This window comes from Salegentibacter sp., from assembly GCF_041642575.1.
Classification (GTDB): Bacteria; Bacteroidota; Bacteroidia; order Flavobacteriales; family Flavobacteriaceae; genus Salegentibacter.
In genome coordinates, this window is sequence record NZ_JBEPWD010000019.1 from 18,830 (window position 1) to 36,983 (window position 18,154).

17 protein-coding genes and 2 tRNA genes are annotated in these 18,154 nt (G+C 41.9%); 6 read left to right on the top strand and 13 right to left on the bottom strand.

Going from position 1 to position 18,154, the window contains the following annotated elements; translation table 11 throughout:
- Window position 1: 1 nt before the first annotated feature.
- The 4 genes from mutL to ACESK1_RS05305 are packed head-to-tail and all read left to right on the top strand — an operon-like array spanning window position 2 to window position 4,472.
- A complete protein-coding gene (gene mutL / locus ACESK1_RS05290) occupies window positions 2-1,789 on the top strand; it encodes a DNA mismatch repair endonuclease MutL (RefSeq protein ID WP_372918649.1) in 1,788 nt (595 codons plus the stop codon).
- Entirely contained in the window at window positions 1,790-2,533 is a 744-nt protein-coding gene (locus tag ACESK1_RS05295; protein ID WP_372918651.1) for a rhomboid family intramembrane serine protease, read from the top strand. It begins immediately after the preceding gene.
- Window positions 2,533-3,444 carry a rhomboid family intramembrane serine protease gene (locus ACESK1_RS05300; protein WP_372918653.1) on the top strand — a complete coding sequence of 304 codons (912 nt, stop codon included), beginning with the start codon at window positions 2,533-2,535 and terminating at the stop codon, window positions 3,442-3,444. Before ACESK1_RS05295 ends, ACESK1_RS05300 begins: the two co-directional genes overlap by 1 nt.
- Window positions 3,444-4,472, top strand: coding sequence for an endonuclease/exonuclease/phosphatase family protein (locus ACESK1_RS05305; protein ID WP_372918655.1), 1,029 nt, complete (start codon window positions 3,444-3,446; stop codon window positions 4,470-4,472). The genes ACESK1_RS05300 and ACESK1_RS05305 overlap by 1 nt, the downstream gene beginning before the upstream one ends.
- Here the strand turns inward: ACESK1_RS05305 and ACESK1_RS05310 are convergent.
- The 13 genes from ACESK1_RS05310 to ACESK1_RS05370 form a co-directional block, all read right to left on the bottom strand.
- Window positions 4,450-5,112, bottom strand: coding sequence for a WbqC family protein (locus ACESK1_RS05310; protein ID WP_372918657.1), 663 nt, complete (start codon window positions 5,110-5,112; stop codon window positions 4,450-4,452). The genes ACESK1_RS05305 and ACESK1_RS05310 overlap by 23 nt on opposite strands.
- A gap of 99 nt (window positions 5,113-5,211) precedes the next feature.
- On the bottom strand, window positions 5,212-6,783 hold the full coding sequence (lepB, locus tag ACESK1_RS05315; protein ID WP_372918659.1) for a signal peptidase I: 1,572 nt from the start codon (window positions 6,781-6,783) through the stop codon (window positions 5,212-5,214).
- 49 nt (window positions 6,784-6,832) lie between these two features.
- Complete coding sequence (gene dapB, locus ACESK1_RS05320; protein WP_372918662.1) at window positions 6,833-7,549, bottom strand: 4-hydroxy-tetrahydrodipicolinate reductase; 717 nt, start codon at window positions 7,547-7,549, stop codon at window positions 6,833-6,835.
- Between the two features lie 2 nt (window positions 7,550-7,551).
- Complete coding sequence (locus ACESK1_RS05325) at window positions 7,552-8,148, bottom strand: DUF5683 domain-containing protein (RefSeq protein WP_372918664.1); 597 nt, start codon at window positions 8,146-8,148, stop codon at window positions 7,552-7,554.
- Window positions 8,138-9,043: a ParB/RepB/Spo0J family partition protein gene (locus ACESK1_RS05330; RefSeq protein WP_372918666.1), complete on the bottom strand. Its 906-nt coding sequence runs from the start codon at window positions 9,041-9,043 to the stop codon at window positions 8,138-8,140. The genes ACESK1_RS05325 and ACESK1_RS05330 overlap by 11 nt, the downstream gene beginning before the upstream one ends.
- Before the next feature lie 3 nt (window positions 9,044-9,046).
- Window positions 9,047-9,811, bottom strand: coding sequence for a ParA family protein (locus ACESK1_RS05335; protein WP_372918668.1), 765 nt, complete (start codon window positions 9,809-9,811; stop codon window positions 9,047-9,049).
- A 209-nt stretch (window positions 9,812-10,020) separates the two neighbouring features.
- Window positions 10,021-10,902 carry an SDR family oxidoreductase gene (locus ACESK1_RS05340; RefSeq protein ID WP_372918670.1) on the bottom strand — a complete coding sequence of 294 codons (882 nt, stop codon included), beginning with the start codon at window positions 10,900-10,902 and terminating at the stop codon, window positions 10,021-10,023.
- Between the two features lie 114 nt (window positions 10,903-11,016).
- Window positions 11,017-13,137 (bottom strand): methylmalonyl-CoA mutase, encoded by a 2,121-nt coding sequence (scpA, locus tag ACESK1_RS05345; RefSeq protein WP_372918672.1) that lies wholly within the window; start codon window positions 13,135-13,137, stop codon window positions 11,017-11,019.
- A gap of 12 nt (window positions 13,138-13,149) precedes the next feature.
- A complete protein-coding gene (locus ACESK1_RS05350) occupies window positions 13,150-14,547 on the bottom strand; it encodes a methylmalonyl-CoA mutase subunit beta (RefSeq protein ID WP_372918674.1) in 1,398 nt (465 codons plus the stop codon).
- A gap of 26 nt (window positions 14,548-14,573) precedes the next feature.
- A complete protein-coding gene (locus ACESK1_RS05355; RefSeq protein WP_372918676.1) occupies window positions 14,574-14,888 on the bottom strand; it encodes a septum formation initiator family protein in 315 nt (104 codons plus the stop codon).
- 19 nt (window positions 14,889-14,907) lie between these two features.
- Window positions 14,908-15,516 carry a uridine kinase gene (gene udk / locus ACESK1_RS05360; RefSeq protein WP_372918678.1) on the bottom strand — a complete coding sequence of 203 codons (609 nt, stop codon included), beginning with the start codon at window positions 15,514-15,516 and terminating at the stop codon, window positions 14,908-14,910.
- A gap of 69 nt (window positions 15,517-15,585) precedes the next feature.
- Window positions 15,586-16,047 (bottom strand): cytochrome c, encoded by a 462-nt coding sequence (locus ACESK1_RS05365; protein ID WP_372918680.1) that lies wholly within the window; start codon window positions 16,045-16,047, stop codon window positions 15,586-15,588.
- Window positions 16,048-16,050: 3 nt separating this feature from the next.
- Entirely contained in the window at window positions 16,051-17,247 is a 1,197-nt protein-coding gene (locus ACESK1_RS05370) for a PQQ-dependent sugar dehydrogenase (protein WP_372918682.1), read from the bottom strand.
- 190 nt (window positions 17,248-17,437) lie between these two features.
- On the opposite strand from ACESK1_RS05370, the gene ACESK1_RS05375 reads away from it, so the two are divergent.
- Both ACESK1_RS05375 and ACESK1_RS05380 read left to right on the top strand, forming a co-directional pair.
- A tRNA-Pro gene (locus tag ACESK1_RS05375) sits at window positions 17,438-17,512 on the top strand.
- Between the two features lie 458 nt (window positions 17,513-17,970).
- Window positions 17,971-18,044: transfer RNA gene (locus ACESK1_RS05380), tRNA-Pro, on the top strand.
- The last annotated feature ends 110 nt before the right edge of the window (window positions 18,045-18,154 follow it).

Sequence of the window (18,154 nt, forward strand, 5' to 3'; positions counted from 1 at the left end):
AGTGGTTCAACGGCCGGCTTCTGTCATCAAAGAACTTCTTGAGAACGCTATTGATGCTAAAGCCACCAGGATTCAGGTGGTGATAAAGGATGCCGGAAAAACCCAGATCCAGGTGGTGGATAATGGATTGGGAATGAGCCTCACCGATGCCAGAATGAGTTTTGAACGTCATGCCACCTCCAAAATAAAATCAGCCGAAGATCTTTTTAGTTTAACTACCAAAGGTTTTAGAGGAGAAGCCCTCGCTTCTATTGCTGCTATTGCTCACGTAGAACTAAAGACCAAAGACGAACAAAGCGAAGTAGGGACGTCTATCAGGATAGAAGGAAGCCAGGTAACTTCACAGGAAGCCTGTGTAACCCCTCAGGGTACCTCGATAAGCGTAAAAAACCTTTTTTATAATATTCCGGCCAGGCGGAATTTCCTGAAATCAGATACGGTGGAAACCCGGCATATCATAGATGAATTTCAGCGGGTTGCACTGGCACATCCCCAAATAGCCTTTGACCTGTTTCATAATGGCAGTGAATTGTTTCAGCTGCCGGGAACCAATTTCAGACAACGAATTACCAATATTTTTGGAGGGAAGACCAACGAAAAGCTCGTGCCCGTTACCGAAGAAACCGAGATCGTAAAGATTTCAGGCTTTGTAGGTAAGCCCGAGTTTGCCAAGAAGAGCAGGGGAGAACAGTTTTTTTTCGTTAATGACCGCTTTATCAAAAGCCCATATCTGAATCATGCGGTAACAGCTGCTTTTGATGGTTTGTTAAAGGAAAAATCCTATCCCAGTTACTTTTTATACTTACAGGTAGACCCACGAAGTATTGATATAAATATCCATCCCACTAAAACCGAGATCAAATTCGACGATGAACACGCGCTTTATGCAATCCTGCGAAGTTCCATAAAACATAGTCTCGGCCAATTTAATGTAGCTCCTGTACTTGATTTTGAAAGGGATGCTAATTTAGATACGCCTTACGAATACAAAAACAAGCAGGCTAATGTTCCCGGGGTAGAAGTAGACCGGAATTTTAACCCTTTTCAGGAGGAGAATAGTGGTACAAGACATAACCCTGGAGCATTTAGAAAAGAACCTGCTGCTAATTGGGAAAGTCTTTATTCCGGATTGGAAGATGAGCCTGTTGGGGGTGACCAGGTAAAACATATCGAGTTTGAAAGCGAAGAGGTAACCGGAAGTTTATTCCATTCTAAGGAAACAGAACCCGAAAAATCTACTTTTCAGCTTCATAAAAAATATATTGTCAGTACCTTGAAAAGCGGTATCCTGGTTATAGATCAGCATCGTGCGCATACCAGGATCCTCTATGAAGAATTGCTGAAAAATATCACGGTTTCAGCAGCGGTTAGCCAGCAATTGCTTTTTCCGCTCAAGCTTCAGTTTTCTTCTCACGAAATGGAAATGCTCAGGGAAATTAAAGAATCGCTGGAACAAACAGGATTTGTTTTTTCTTCCCTTGAAAGGGATTCCGTGGAAATTTCAGGGATACCAACCTTGATTTCTGAAAGTGAAGTAGAAATGCTATTAGAACAATTATTTTCAGATCTCGAAAACGAAGTGCCAGACAATGGATTTTCACAAACCGATCTCCTGGCAAGATCGCTTGCAAAAGGAATGGCTGTGAAATCGGGAATGCAGTTGAACAATACCGAGCAACAACATATCGTTAACCGTTTGTTTGCCTGTAAGGAACCAAGCCAGAGCCCATCTAACAGATCGGTTTTTGTGACGCTTACGGTTGATGAACTGGACAAAAAATTTATGTAAATGGGAAGAATTACAGATACGGTTAAAGTACTTTTAATTATAAACATTATTTTTTTTGTTGGAAGCCAATTTCTTGGAGATTTCGCCTATCAACTCTTCTCCTTATGGTTTGTCGAAAATGAAAATTTTAGATTCTGGCAGGTTTTGTCGCATATGTTCATGCATGGTGGGCTTACTCATATCCTTTTTAATATGTATGCACTCTGGGCCTTTGGAGGGCCGATAGAACAAATGCTGGGACAGAAAAAATTTCTGTTCTTTTACTTTTCAGCTGGCTTGGGAGCCGCTTTATTGCATACCTTAGTGAATTACTTTGAATACCAGACCGGGTATAATGCTCTTCTTGACGCTGGAATGACAATGGGCGAGGTAGAAAGGATGCTGCAAACCGGGGAGTATTCTACCGGTATTCTGGAATCTGTTTCAAAAGAAACGCTTCAGGATCTTTATATAAGCTTTAATACACCGGCGGTGGGAGCTTCCGGAGCTATTTACGGAATCCTGGTTGCTTTTGGGATGATGTTTCCTAATGTTCAGCTATTTTTACTTTTTGTGCCCGTGCCGATTAAAGCTAAATACTTTATTCCTGCATTAATTGGAATTGATTTATTTTCAGGTTTTACGGGATACTCGATATTTGGTGGGGGAATTGCCCATTTTGCTCACGTAGGTGGCGCCTTGTTTGGTTTTATAATGATGTGGTACTGGAAGAAGAACCAGTTTAATCAAAATCGCTGGGATTAATGAAAGCTTCAGATAAATTTAAATACAAACTACAGACCGCTACGGTGGTAGAAAAGCTTATCGCTATAAACGTATTGCTGTTTGTATTGATGTACCTTTTTAGGACTATAGCTTTCCTGTTTCAGTTTCCTTCCAACTTTTTTATGGAATGGTTTGTCTTCCCTAAAGAACCCGGAGAATTTATTTTCAAGCCCTGGAGTATCATTACCTATGCCTTTTTGCATAGCGGGATATGGCATATCCTTTCAAATATGCTTATCCTTTATTTCTCTGGAATTTATTTCCTGAATTATTTTTCTCCAAAACGCCTGCTCAATTATTTCTTTCTGGGTGTTATCATTGGAGCTTTGGTGTATATGCTTAGCTATAATCTTTTTCCTGCATTTGCAGCTACGGGAAGATCTTATCTTCTGGGAGCTTCAGCGGGGGTTATGGCCGTTTTGGTAGGGATTGCAACCTATATTCCCAATATGCGGGTAAGATTGATGCTTATTGGCAGCATAAAGTTTTGGTATATCGCAGCCTTCCTGGTTTTGCTCGATGTTATTCAAATTCCTATGGGAAATGCCGGAGGACACCTGGCACACTTGGGCGGGGCTTTGCTGGGTTATTTTTATACTACCCAGCTTCAGAAAGGAAATGATATTGGGGCCTGGTTTGAAAAGATCATGGATGGGGTAGCTGCCCTTTTTTCTTCATCCTCAGAAAGGAAACCGAAAATGAAAACCGTTTACCGAAAGGAAAAAAACAATCCAACTTCCAAAGCCCGTACTTCCACTTCGGCAAGGATGAATAAGGATGAAAAGCAAAAACGCATAGATAATATTCTTGATAAAATAAGCAAAAGTGGATATGACAGCCTGAGCAAAGAAGAAAAAGACTTTTTGTTTAAAGCCGGAAAAGAAGATTGATGAAAAAGCTCAGTTTTTTAGATAAAATTGTGTTTATCCTTAATTCCATAGCGGCTACTGCCTTGCTGTTATCTTACCTGCTTGCATTTATACCTCCAAAATCATTTCCCTTACTTTCGGTGCTTAGCCTGGGGGTTCCGGTGTTGATCATTCTTAATTTTTTATTCCTCATTTTCTGGCTGCTGAAACTCAAAAGACAATTTCTTTTGTCCTTAATTGTGTTACTGCTGGGGTTTAATTATGTAACAGGTTTATATCAATTTTCAGGTGATGAATTACCATCTAACGGAAAAGAGATATCGGTGATGAGCTATAATGTTCGCATGTTCAATGCCTACAACTGGGTAGATGACGATGAGATTCCCGATAAAATTACGGGTTTTGTAAATAAAAAATCCCCCGATATTCTGGCAATGCAGGAATATTATATTGGTGCCTCCGGTCTACGCCGGGTGTATCCTTATCATTACATCAAGCTTAAAAATAAAAACGATGAGTTTGGTTCAGCAGTCTTTTCAAAATATCCAATAATAGATCAATATTCGCTGGACTTTCCGCACCAGGGAAACAATAATGCTACTTATGTGGATATTGCTGTAGAAGAGGATACCCTTCGCGTTTTTAATGTACACTTTCAGTCGTTGAACATTAAACCTGAGATCAATGAACTTCAGAAAGAAGACTCTAAAAAACTTTTAGGCAGAATAGGGTCTGGGTTTGCCCTGCAACAGGAACAAGCCGAATTGATGATGAAAGAAGTAAATAAATCGCCTCATAAGACCCTTATAATTGGAGATTTTAATAATACGGTTTTCTCTTACATCTACGAGGAAATAAACCCTGATAATCGCTTTCAGGATGCCTTTCTTGAAGCGGGGTCAGGCTTTGGAGAAACATTTAAGCTAAGTTATTTTCCGCTGAGAATAGATTTCCTCCTAATTGAGAATTCTATGAAGATTCAGAGTTATGATCGCTTTAAAGTGGAATATTCAGATCATTATCCGATTATGACCAGGCTTCAGCTTTAAGATCCTGGTCCTGTAAATATTGGAGACTGTTCGGTCCTTCATTAAATAAAAGATCCAGAATGCTCAGGTTCGGAAGAAACCCGTGTTTATCACTAAAAACCTGGGTGTATACTTGCTGATTAAATTCAGTTTTTTGCTTGGCATTTATCAGGGGACGTAGGTCGGTGAGGTTTTCCGGCTTTTTAGCATATTCCGAAGTTTTCTCAAAATCAAGTTCAAATTGAATGGAATCCGTAATAAATTCCAGGCAGGCATAATTGAAATCAAGTAAAAATTTATAAGTCTTATGATAAAGGGGATGGAGTTCATCTTCATAGAACTCAAAGAAAGGCGAAGTCTGGTAGGAAGCTTTTAAAGCCCTCCAATGCTGTTTTTGCCAGTCGAATTCGTTCTCTATTTGCACCTCCTTATAAAGTTGATGCTTTTCTGCCATTTTAGGTTCCCCCATAATTGCTGAACGATGCCTGATAGGAATGTTTAATAAAAGCTTTCCGTTGGAATCATAGATATACATCCGGTTTCTGAAGGTTTGTTTTTGATAGTTGTCTTCATTTTCAAAGATTACCTCATCGGCTTTAGCTAAAGCCACGAACTGAGAAATAGGCCCGAAATAGGCCGGATGTATTAATATTTCTTTCATCTGTCCATAATTTACCCCCAAAATTGGATTTGGGTACAGCCTTTTCACCATACTTCTGAATGTCCCCATTTTTCGCTCCAGTAGGATGCTGGTTTCATCTTAGGAATTTTCCCTTCGTTTTTTAAAGTAATTGAAGGCAAAGATTATTACCAATAAGATGAGGAAGTATGGCAAATAGGAAATCGGCGTCCCCTCACCTTTAACCGTGGTAAAAACCCTTTCCCAGCGTATTTTGTTCATTATTCCGTTAGCATTGGCATCCCAGCTCATCCAGATAAAGACCGGTTTACCCACAACATGATTTTCGGGCACATAACCCCATGAACGGCTGTCTTCACTGTTATGACGGTTATCTCCCATCATCCAGTAATAATCCTGTTTAAAGGTGTAAGTTTCTACCGGAGTACCGTTGATTAAAACCTGGGTGCCGTTAAGACTAAGTTTCTGTGGAGTGCCCATTTCCAGACCTTCATAGGTTTCAATAACCTGTCGGTAAAAAGGCATTGATTCTGCGGTTAATTCTACTTTATCGCCTTTCTTCGGAATATAGATTGGTCCGAAATTGTCATTGTTCCAGCCCAATTTACCGTTATTGGGGAAGATGCCTTTTGAGGCTGTTTTGGAAGTATCAATATACCGCTGAATGGACTCAACATTGGGATGATTCCGAAGACGGTTATAACTTCTTTCTGTTAAAGCCCTGAAATAAAATTCATTATTCTCAGGATTAAAATAAAACCCATCGGTTATATCGTATTCTTCATATAAGTAACGTGGATCAAAGCCCTGACCTTTGGTTTTTCCTGAGTAGGAAAACTGGGTCTTGGCGCGGTCTGGTAAGTCCAGAATCTCGTTGTTAACATAGAGCTCCCCATCTACAATTCTCAGAGAGTCTCCCGGTATTCCAACCGCACGTTTCACGTAATTTGATTTTTTATCTACCGGTTTATCATACCGTTCCCCGGAACGGTCAAAAAATTGTTTTACCGTATCTACCGGCCAGTTGAAGACCACAATATCATTTCGTTCAATCTCTTCAAATCCGGGCAAGCGGGTATAAGGTATCTGCGGCTTGTTGAGATATGATTTGGTGCCAAGAATAGGGATGGTATCGTGAACCATAGGAAATGCTACAGCTGTTTTCGGTAAACGGGCTCCATAATGAAACTTACTCACAAAGAGGAAATCTCCCACCAGCAGTGTTTTTTCGAGGGAAGAGGTGGGAATGGTAAATGGCTGCAGAATATAGGCGTGCACGATGGTTGCGGCTACGACCGCAAATAATATAGAACTTACCCATTCTCCTGTGCCGGTTGGTGGCTTCAGGCTGCGGTCTTCAATGTACTTAACATCTGTTGCATAATTGATGTAATAAATGTAAAAGCCCAGGGTTAGAATTACCAGAAAAGTATCAGTTGTGCTGTTCCTTCCGAAACTTCTTATGGTTTCCACCCAAATTACAGGAAACATTATGAGGTTTACAATAGGGATAAAAAGCAGGATTACCCACCACCACGGCCGGTTGATGATCTTCATTAAAATCACTGCATTATAGACTGGTATTGCAGCTTCCCAGGCCTGCCTTCCGGCTTTTTTATATAGTTTCCAGGTTCCTAAAAAATGAATTACCTGGATGAGCAGGAAAAACAAAAACCATTGCGTGAATGTCATAATAAAAATGTTTTGCTGTATTAGAGCCGTGCAGCCCCATATTGTTACATTATTTTAGAATTTCAGATAATACATCCTGCATCCTGTAAATACCTTCTTTACCCTTTAACCATTCTGCAGCAATCACTGCACCCAGGGCAAATCCCTGCCGGTTATGGGCGGTATGCTTAATTTCAATAGAATCAATTTCAGATTTATAAGAAACGGTATGGGTGCCCGGGACATCGGCTTCACGTGTGGCTTTAATAGGAATTTCATCATCTTCAGCATGATCCAGTTGCCAACCGACTTTGTTAGGGTTGTTGGTAATAATTTGTTGTGCCAGGCTAATAGCGGTACCGCTGGGAGAATCCAGTTTCTGGATATGATGTATCTCTTCAACTTCTACGGAATATTCTTCCAGGTTTTTCATCATTGCTGCCAGCCTTTCATTTAGTTCAAAAAACAGATTAACCCCAATGCTGAAATTGGAAGCATATAGAAAAGCTGAATCGTGTTTTTCACAGATTTCAACAGCTTTATCATAATGATCCAGCCAACCGGTAGTCCCACTTACAACGGGAATTCCCAGTTCGAAACAGGTGGTGATATTTTTAAAAGCGGCTGTGGGAATACTAAAATCTATTGCAACATCGGCATCAAGTCTCGTAAGGTCATAACTGTCTATATCCTCATCAACTTTCAATACAATTTTGTGACCTCGGTCTATGGCAATTTCCTCAATAGTCTTGCCCATTTTTCCATATCCTAAAAGCGCTATTTTCATAATCAGAAATTATAATTTAAGGAAAATCCATACCTGGTTTTCCCCAAAAATTCATCAAAATTCATATTTGGTCGCAGCGTCAGATCCTCGCTAACATTAAACTGTTGCAGGTGCGCCTCTACATTTGCATCGATAATATTAAGTGCATAAATTCCTGCAATTACCAAAATCGAAATTTCTTTATTCCGGCGGTAAAAACGCTGGGCCCTTATCAAACCATCATCTGTAATATTTTGGCCATTCGCAGTAAATTCATCAACCCTTCCTGCAAGCCTGTCTTTGTAGGCATCGCGAAAACGGTTAAATTCATTATCGTTATTAATGTAAAAATACACCCCAATTCCAAGTCCTCCATAAGCGATAGGGATCTTCCAGTAGCTGCCGTTAAAAGCCTGTCCCAACCCTGGTAAAATAGCCGAATAAAAAGCAGCCCTGGAGGGAGCAAGGGCATCGTAGGGTTTGTAGTCCTGCTCTTTCTCTTCTTCAGCCGTTGAAAGTTCTCCGGATGGAGGGGAGTCTACTACCAGGCTATCCTGGGAAAATCCCTGGAAAGAAAAAAAAACCAGCATTACTGCTGTGAAAAGATGTTTACTCCTCACCCTGGATTAGTTTTTTAATTCTGTTGAAATCTTCTTCCGATTTAAAAGGGATGCTTAGTTTCCCGCTTCCTTTTTTGGTTAGTTTCACATCTACTTTTGTTCCCAGGTATTCTGAAAATTCTTTAATTCCTTTCTTGAAGGTTTTGGGAACGCTGGCAGAAGGTTTAGCCGTACTCTTTTCTTTCCCTCCGTTATTGATCTCACGTACCAACTGTTCGGTTTCTCTTACCGAAAGCGATTTCTGAAGTATCTTTTCATAAATATCCAGCTGCTGCTGAGGGTCTTCTACATTGATAAGTGCACGCCCGTGGCCCATACTCAGAAAACCATCACGCATTCCTGTTTGAATAATAGGATCAAGTTTCAGTAATCGTAGATAATTTGCAATGGTAGAGCGGTTTTTTCCAACTCTTTCACTAAGTTGTTCCTGGGTAAGATTGATCTCATCGATAAGACGCTGATAAGAAAGTGAGATCTCAATAGGATCCAAATCCTGTCGCTGAATATTTTCAACCAAAGCCATTTCCAGGGATTCCTGGTCGTTCGCGATACGAATATATGCCGGGATGGTTTTTAAGCCAACAATTTTGGAAGCTCTGAATCGACGTTCACCTGAAACCAGTTGGTATTTATTAAAATCCAACTTTCTAACGGTAATTGGCTGGATCACCCCTAATTCGTTAATGGAAGAGGCGAGTTCCTTGAGAGCATCTTCATTAAAACTGGTACGTGGCTGAAATGGATTCATTTCAATGGCCTCCAGGTCAAGTTCCACAATATGACCCACTAGCTTATCGGCGTTCTTGTCTTCTGCTGATTGTATATCATTTTGCGGATCTTTCAGCAAAGCTGAAAGTCCTCTTCCTAAAGCTTGTTTCTTGGTAGCCTTCGCCATCTTCTATGCGTTTTTCTTTATAATTTCATGTGCCAGGCTCAAATAATTGCTGGCTCCTTTACTGCCTGCATCATAATTAATAATGCTTTCCCCGTAACTGGGGGCTTCACTTAAACGAACATTTCTTTGAATGATTGTATCGAAAACCATTTCCCCAAAATGCTTCTGAACCTCTTCCACAACCTGGTTTGATAGGCGTAACCTGGAATCATACATGGTAAGCAACAGGCCTTCAATATCCAGTTTTTTATTGTGGATCTTTTGAACGCTTTTTATGGTGTTAAGTAGTTTACCAAGACCTTCCAGTGCAAAATATTCACATTGGATGGGAATCAATACAGAATCTGCAGCTGTTAAGGCGTTAAGAGTTAATAAACCAAGGGAAGGGGCACAATCGATAAGGATATAATCGTATTTTTCCTTGAGCGGAGTTATCGCTTTTTTGAGCATAGACTCCCTGTTTTCCTGGTCTACAAGCTCAATTTCTATCGCGACCAGGTCTATATGGGCGGGAATGATATCAAGATTCGGAGAACTGGTTTGGAGAATGGCCTGTTCGGGAGAAATAGAATGCTCCAGCAATTGGTAGGTGCCAAATTCCACCTCTTCCACATCTATTCCTAGTCCGGAGGTAGCATTTGCCTGCGGATCAGCATCTATTAGCAAAACTTTCTTTTCAAGTACTCCAAGTGAGGCCGCAAGATTCACCGAAGTTGTGGTTTTTCCCACGCCGCCTTTCTGGTTGGCAATAGCAATGATTTTACCCATTAATTACGTTCAATTTTTAAAAAGTAAAAATACAATTTATTATAGGTTTATGAAATCATTTTGTTAACAGCTTGTACATATAATAAAGACTGAAGGTTCAAGACTTTTTGCTGAATTTTTCCGCAGGAAATCATAGTGAATGTTAAGTTCCCGACAAATTAAAAAACCGAAGGAAAACCTTCGGTTTTTTAAGTATTTTAAAAGTCAGCTTAACTACCTTTCTTAGCTTTGATCATCGCTTCCAGCTGGTCCCACATTTCCTCAGGAATAGCTTCCAGTAAGTTGAACTGCCCTGCACCTTTAAGCCATTCGCCTCCGTCTATGGTGATTACTTCCCCGTTAACATAAGCTGAGAAATCTGAAACCAGATACGCGGCAAGGTTTGCCAATTCCTGGTGTTCTCCAACCCGCTTAAGGGGAACTTTTTTGGCAAGATCGAATTTTTCTTTCAGATCTCCGGGTAAGAGACGATCCCAGGCTCCTTTTGTAGGAAACGGGCCGGGTGCAATGGCGTTAAATCTAATGCCGTATTTGGCCCATTCTACCGCCAGAGAGCGCGTCATCGCTAAAACACCGGCTTTTGCGGTGGCGCTTGGCACTACGTATGCAGAACCTGTCCAGGCATAGGTGGTGACAATATTCAATACGGTTTTGTCTTTTTCTTTTTTATCTATCCAATGTTTTCCGAAAGCCAGGGTGCAGTTTTTACTTCCCTTTAAAACTATATCGATAATTGTATCGAACGCATTTGCGCTAAGACGTTCGGTAGGAGAGATGAAGTTTCCAGCCGCGTTATTCAATAAAATATCAATACTCCCAAATTCATCGACAACGGCATCGCGCATCGCCTCAACTTCATCATAATTTCTTACGTCGCATTGCACGGCAAAACATTTACCGCCGGTTTCGTCTTCCAGTTCTTTGGCAGTATTCTTTAGCTTTTCAAGGTTCCGGGAAGTTATGGCGACTTTTGCCCCCAGTTCCATAAAATATCTCGTCATCGCTTTCCCCAGGCCGCTACCGCCACCTGTTACAACGATGCTTTTTCCTTTTAAGGCATCATCGCGAAGCATTTTTTTAGTAAAATCCATAATTTATTTTTTAGTTGGTTCTCGGTTTTTTATTTTCCGGTTTTGTGGAGCTTAGCCACGAATTCACTAATTTTTTTCTCTCTTTTCTCTTGTCTCTCGTCTCTTCTCTCCTTTTCAATCTATCAAAATCTCCAACAGTTTAATAGCCGCCTCACTGATTTTGGTGCCGGGACCAAAGACCGCTACTGCTCCGGCGTCAAAAAGATATTGATAATCCTGCGACGGAATTACCCCGCCAACGATCACCATAATATCATCGCGACCAAGGGCTTTAAGTTCTTCGATCACCTGCGGAACCAGGGTTTTGTGGCCTGCAGCCTGTGAAGATATCCCCAAAATATGAACATCGTTCTCTACGGCCTGTTTTGCCGCTTCCCGTGGTGTTTGAAACAACGGACCTATATCTACATCAAAACCGAGGTCGGCATAGCCTGTAGCTACTACCTTTGCACCACGGTCGTGCCCATCCTGACCCATTTTTGCGATCATAATACGAGGACGGCGCCCATCCTGTTCGGCGAATTGATCGGCCATTTCCCTGGCCTTTTTAAAGGAAACGTCGTCTTTCATTTCTTTGGAATAAACCCCGCTAAAGGATTGAATTTTTGCTTTGTAGCGTCCGTAAACTTCTTCCAGGGCGTCGCTTATTTCGCCCAGCGTAGCCCGGTTTCTGGCCGCTTCTACTGCTAAAGCTAATAAATTTCCGCTTTCTTCCTTGGCCGCTTTGGTAAGTTCTTCCAGAGAAGCCTTTACTTTTTCGCTGTTTCGTTCAGCTTTTATTCTTTCCAGCCTTTCGATTTGTTGTTTTCTTACCGTTTGATTATCTACTTCTAAGGTGACCAACTCATCCTCTTTATCTCTTCGGTATTTGTTTACACCTACAATGATGTCGGTGCCGCTGTCTATCCTGGCTTGTTTTTTAGCAGCCGCTTGTTCTATTCTCATCTTGGGAATCCCGGCTTCAATAGCCTTGGTCATCCCGCCAAGCTCTTCCACCTCTTCAATGAGCTTCCAGGCTTTTTGAGCGATCTCTTCCGTGAGTTTTTCCACATAAAAACTGCCGGCCCAGGGGTCTACGGTTTTTGTGATCCCGGTTTCTTCCTGAAGATGTAGCTGTGTATTTCTCGCTATTCTGGCAGAAAAATCTGTGGGCAGTGCAATTGCCTCGTCAAGTGCATTGGTGTGCAGGCTCTGGGTTCCCCCAAAAGCTGCGGCGGCTGCTTCAATACAGGTGCGCGCCACATTATTAAAAGGATCCTGTTCGGTTAAACTCCAGCCACTGGTTTGGCTGTGAGTTCTTAGGGAAAGTGATTTCGGGTCTTTAGGATTGAATTGCTTGACCAGTTTTGCCCAAAGCATTCTTCCTGCCCGCATCTTGGCGATTTCCATAAAATGGTTCATTCCAACGGCCCAGAAAAACGAAAGGCGTGGAGCAAAAGTGTCTATTTCCATTCCGGCTTTCAGGCCTTCCCGAATGTATTCCAGTCCGTCGGCCAGGGTGTATGCCAGCTCGATATCATTGGTTGCGCCGGCTTCCTGCATATGATATCCGGAGATACTGATGCTGTTGAACCTGGGCATATTTTTCGAGGAATATTCAAAAATATCAGAAATGATCTTCATCGAGGGAGCAGGGGGGTAGATGTAGGTATTGCGCACCATAAACTCCTTTAGAATATCGTTCTGAATGGTTCCTGAAAGCTGTTCGGGTTTTACTCCCTGTTCTTCAGCAGCAACGATATAAAAGGCCATAATTGGTAAAACGGCTCCGTTCATCGTCATAGAAACCGACATCTTATCCAGCGGGATCTGATCGAAAAGAATTTTCATATCCTCTACCGAATCGATGGCGACTCCGGCTTTCCCCACATCGCCAACCACGCGCTCGTGATCGCTGTCGTAACCTCTGTGGGTGGGGAGATCAAAAGCTACAGATAAACCCTTTTGGCCTGCAGCGAGATTTCTGCGATAAAAAGCATTGCTCTCTTCCGCGGTAGAAAACCCGGCATACTGCCTGATCGTCCAGGGCCGGGAAACATACATCGTACTGTACGGCCCGCGCAAATAAGGCGGAATTCCGGCAGCAAAATTGAGATGCTCTGCTTTTTCCAGATCCTCCTTGGAATAGGTGGATTTCAGCTTTATGCCTTCAGGTGTTTTGTAGGATTTTTGCTCCTGAGTTTCCCTTTTTTCTGGTGCTGATAATTTTATATGTTGAAGCTCTTTTCTTGACATTTCCGGTGGATTTTAATTTTCAGCAGATTCCTTTTCCAGTCTTTCCTGCTCAGATTTTTCACTCAATCGGCGCTCTAAAATGGGCTCCAGCAGGGTTTTTCGCTTGTTTTTCTTTAGAAACGGAAATAATTCCAATTCCTCCTTCATTTTATCCTGCGGGTTTTCAAACTTATTTGTCCCGATAAGGATCAATTCCCCCTCATCAAATTGCTGTTGCTCTTTTTTGGCGCTTTCCTTTATTTTCTTCTGAATAATCCCGGCTTTCAATTGCTTCAGAAATCCGCCGCCTTTCTCGATCTCTTTGAAAATTTCAAGTGCTTTCTCGGCAAACTGACGGGTTAGGCTCTCAACATAATAGTTGCCCTCCGCGGCATTGCTCACTTTATCCAGATATGCCTCGTGCTTCAGCACCAATAACTGGTTTCTAGCAATGCGATCGCCAAACTCGTTGTTTTTATGGTAGATGGCATCGTAGGGAGAATTATACACGGTATTGGCTCCGCCAAGCACGGCACTCATACTTTCGGTAGTGGTGCGCAGCAAGTTCACGTTGAAATCATAAAGCGTCTTGTTGCGTTTGCTGGGTTGAGCGATGATGTGACAATCTTCCGAAAACTCATATTCTTTCGCCAGACTGGAATACAACCAGCGCAAGGCTCTTATTTTTGCAATTTCAAAGAAATAATTAGGTCCTGATGCCACCACAAACTGAGGCAAAAACTTCGGATTATTATTTTTTAATTCTGAAGACTGGGCTATATGGTTCAGGTATTCGTTGGCGTGGGTCAGGGCATAGGCCAGTTGCTGCGAAATATTGGCACCGGCATTTTGATACAAATCGGTGTTTATGCTGATAACGGAAGAGAAATCTTCAGATTCGGAAAGTATGTGATCCAGAATTTCGTGATCTTCATTTAGACTGAAGAACCAGTTTCCGGAGCGCGCCAGCTTCCCGATGATATCGGTTTGCAGGTAGACCTGGCTATTTTTACCCTTCAGAAACTTTCGCAAACGATTGAAAAATTCCGAAGATAAAAATTCAGGTTTCAGGTAAACAGGAGTAGATTTCAAATCGATTCCTTCCAGTAATTCTTCAATGGAAATCTCTTCAGATGGAAGCTCAAACCAAAGGCTTTCGGCGCCTTTTTCCAAAGCATTCTTAGCTTTTTCATTTGCGACTTCCGAAGAAATCACATAGATCTTCTCACAGATATTCCAGTGCCGTGGGGATTCCAGATGGACGGGCTCATCTATGTCTTCAGCAGTATAAAAAGGCTTTACCGCTATTCCATCCAGGGAATTGTAGATGAGTTTTTCGTTATAATCGGCACCTTTAAGGTCGAATTGTATCTTTTGTTTCCATTGCTTTGCAGAAACCTCTTCGAATTCCTGAAATAATGTTTCTTTCATTGTAAAGATTTTTGGTTGCAGGCACCTTAATCTATCGTGTCGTATTCGATGATATAAATATCCTCATCGGCACGCTTCATAAAGTACTTCTGACGTGCGAATTTCTCCAGTTCCACCGAATCCTGTAGTTGTTGGATCACGGCTTTATCCCCGGCTATCTCGTTGCGGTAGTAGTTTTTGTTATCTTCCAGTTCATTGAGTTCCTGGTTGAGTTCGTTGTGAATTATCCAGGAATTGCTGTCAAGAAAGATCATCCACCCGGCAAAAATAAGGCTCAACAGCACATATTTATTGCTCAGAAACCGAAACCAGGGCTTTTTTCGCAGTTCTTTTAATTTCATACTGGATAAAGATACAAAATTAGGCTAAGCGGTCCTTGATAATGGTTTGCACAATATCAACAGCTACGGTATTGTACCTGTTGGTTGGAATGATGATATCGGCAAATTCTTTGGTAGGTTCAATAAATTGCTGGTGCATAGGTTTCAGGGTGGTCTGGTAGCGCCAAAGTACTTCATCCAGATCCCTGCCGCGTTCGTTGATATCGCGTTTTAACCTTCGGATAAGGCGTTCATCACTGTCGGCGTGAACATAGATCTTGATGTCGAACATTTTTCTGATCTCCGGGTCGGAAAGAATCAGAATGCCTTCCACAATCACCACTTTGCGTGGTTCGGTTTTCACGGTTTCGTTGGTGCGGTTATGTTCTTTAAAGGAATAGACGGGCTGATAGATTGTTTTACCCTGCCTTAGTTCCTTAAGATGACTTACCAACAAATTAAAATCTATGGACTGAGGATGGTCGAAATTGGTCTTAACTCTTTCCTCCATACTTAGGTGGCTTAGATCCTGGTAGTAATGGTCCTGGGAGATCACATCTACTTCTTCATTTTTTAGTTCCTCTATGATCTGGTTTACTACAGTGGTTTTGCCACTTCCTGTGCCTCCGGCGATTCCTATGATTAGCATTTAAAATAATTTGGGGCAAATTTAATTATTTGCCCCAAACCCTGAAATTCTTTAAATGTCTATTTAAAACTATTTCTTTTTAATATTTCTTACTTCCTCTACGGTTACCCTCGGACTTATATTATTTGACCAGGAATTCATTATAAAATTCATCGCATCTGCAACTTCCCTGTCGCTTAAGCCCATTGGTGTCATTATATTATCATATTCTTTACCGTTCACTTTTATTGGCCCTGAAAGTCCGAATTTCACTGCTGCAATGCTTTCTTCCCTTTTTTTACTAAGCCAGTTCGAGCCATCGAGCGGGGGATAGGTGCCCGGGATCCCTTGCCCGCCGGGTAAATGGCAGGTTACGCACAAATCGGCATAGACCGTTTTTCCACGAAGTATACTTTCCTCTAAAGCTGCTTTTTCCTTTTTCTCCTCTTCGGGAACATTTACCTGGTAATTCTTTTCCTCCTCATCTTTCTTATCAGATTTACAAGAGGATAGAATTCCAAGCAAGGCAAAGCTTAAAAAAAGCTGTTTCATTTTCTAATTTGAAGCTTCTTCCTCCGGTAAAAGCTTTACAATTCCGGTTCCTTCTACTGCTGCGTAAATAAATCCATCGGGGCCTTCGCGAACATCGCGCAGTCTTCCAACTCCATCTAACAACTTAGTTCTTTTGCCGATTTCTGTTCCATCTAGTTCAAGGTGTTCGAGGTATTGGAATTTTAAAGATCCAACCAGTAAATCACCTTTTAGATCAGGATATTTATCTGAAGTTACATATACAAAGCCGCTGGGAGCTATTGATGGAAGCCAGTAGAACATAGGTTCTTCATATTCGGGCCCGCTTGTTTGCTCGGTGATAATAGAGTCATCGTAGTTAACGCCGTAGGTTACTTCCGGCCAACCGTAGTTAAGCCCTTTTTTGACAATATTGATCTCATCTCCACCTTGTGGCCCATGCTCGTGAAGCCAAACTTCACCGGTTTCAGGATGGTATATCATACCTTGCGCATTCCTGTGCCCGTAAGAGTAGATAGCCTCTTTGGCATTTTCTTCTCCCACAAACGGATTGTCTTCGGGGATACTTCCATCAAGATTCAGGCGATATACTTTTCCGCCATCCCGGGTTATATCCTGTGGATTTTCGTCGCGGTTTCCACGGTCACCGATTGTAAAGTACAAATGTCCTGATTCATCAAAGACGATTTTTGAACCAAAATGAACTCCTTTAGTAGTATTGGGTTCTGCTTTATATAGATCTTCTATTTCGGTTAGCTGATTATCGCTCAGTTTAGCTCTAATAAGTTTGGTGTTTCCACCCTCTCCTTCGCCTTCTTCTGAAGCAAAAGTAAGGTAGATCCAGCCTTCGGTTTTATAATCGGGGTGAAGCGCTACTTCCAGCAAGCCACCCTGCCCGCGGTTATAAACGGAAGGGACCCCGGAAATAGATTGCTTTTTGCCATTCTTGAAATGAATAAGCTCACCGCTTTTTTCAGTAATCAACATACCTCCATCAGGTAAAAAAGTGAAACTCCACGGGATATCAAGTCCGGAAACCACTACTTCGTGTTCGTAATCGGTTTCAGGAGCTTCGGCTTCCGGTTGTTCTTCCAGCCCTTCCCGGGTTGAGACTTCCTGCTCTTCGGTTTCTGTGGTGCTGGCCTCTTCTGAAGATTTTTGATTCTCGCCGCAAGCCGTGAGGGCAAGGATCATACTCAAAGATAATAATACTCGTTTCATATCAATAGTTTTGGTGATTAGACAATTTACCTACTTCCGGCAAATTGAATTAACTAAGATATAAAAAATCTAAAGTTCTTGTTGCTATCCCAAAGGAATTATTATATTTGCAGCCGCTTAAAGGCGAAAGTTCTTTTGTAAGATCTTATACATCAAAAAATCATCGCGCCGAGCGCGATTAAAAAATACTCGGGGTGTAGCGTAGCCCGGTTATCGCGCCTGCTTTGGGAGCAGGAGGCCGCAGGTTCGAATCCTGCCACCCCGACAAAGAAAAGCCCTGCACGGAATGTGCGGGGCTTTTTTGTTGGTCCAAGGCGAAAGCTTGCTTGAAAGCCGCCGGACCAACAAAAAAGTCCAGGCAGGCGTTAGCCTGCGGGCTTTCCTTTGTCACTTCCCCACTCAGGATCACCGACCAGCGGGAGGTAATCCTGATGTTAGAAATACGAATTATTTCCGGTTAAAATGAAATTGTTTTAGATGTAACTCCGCTCACAAGCCACCGGACCAATAAAGACTATGCAGGCGTTAGCCTGTGGGCTTTTCTTTGTCACTTCCCCCAGGCAGGATCACGGAACGCAGGGAGGTAATCATTCTAAAAACATCTGAAATCAACAAAAGAACTTTTTAATAGTCCCAGTTTTAAGTTATTACATCTTTGGTTGGTAAAAAACCCAACATTCTCTTTGAAAATTGGCAGGAAGCCGTTTAATTTGCAAAACATTTCGGGATGTGGCGCAGTCTGGTAGCGTATACGCCTGGGGGGCGTGGGGTCGCAGGTTCAAATCCTGTCATCCCGACTTTTTAACATATCATTTAGATGTAAATAATGGGGTAATTATATGATTTTCATATATTTATCCCTTTTTTATGCTCAAAATTCACCAAATAACGTTAAAGGAATCGTGAG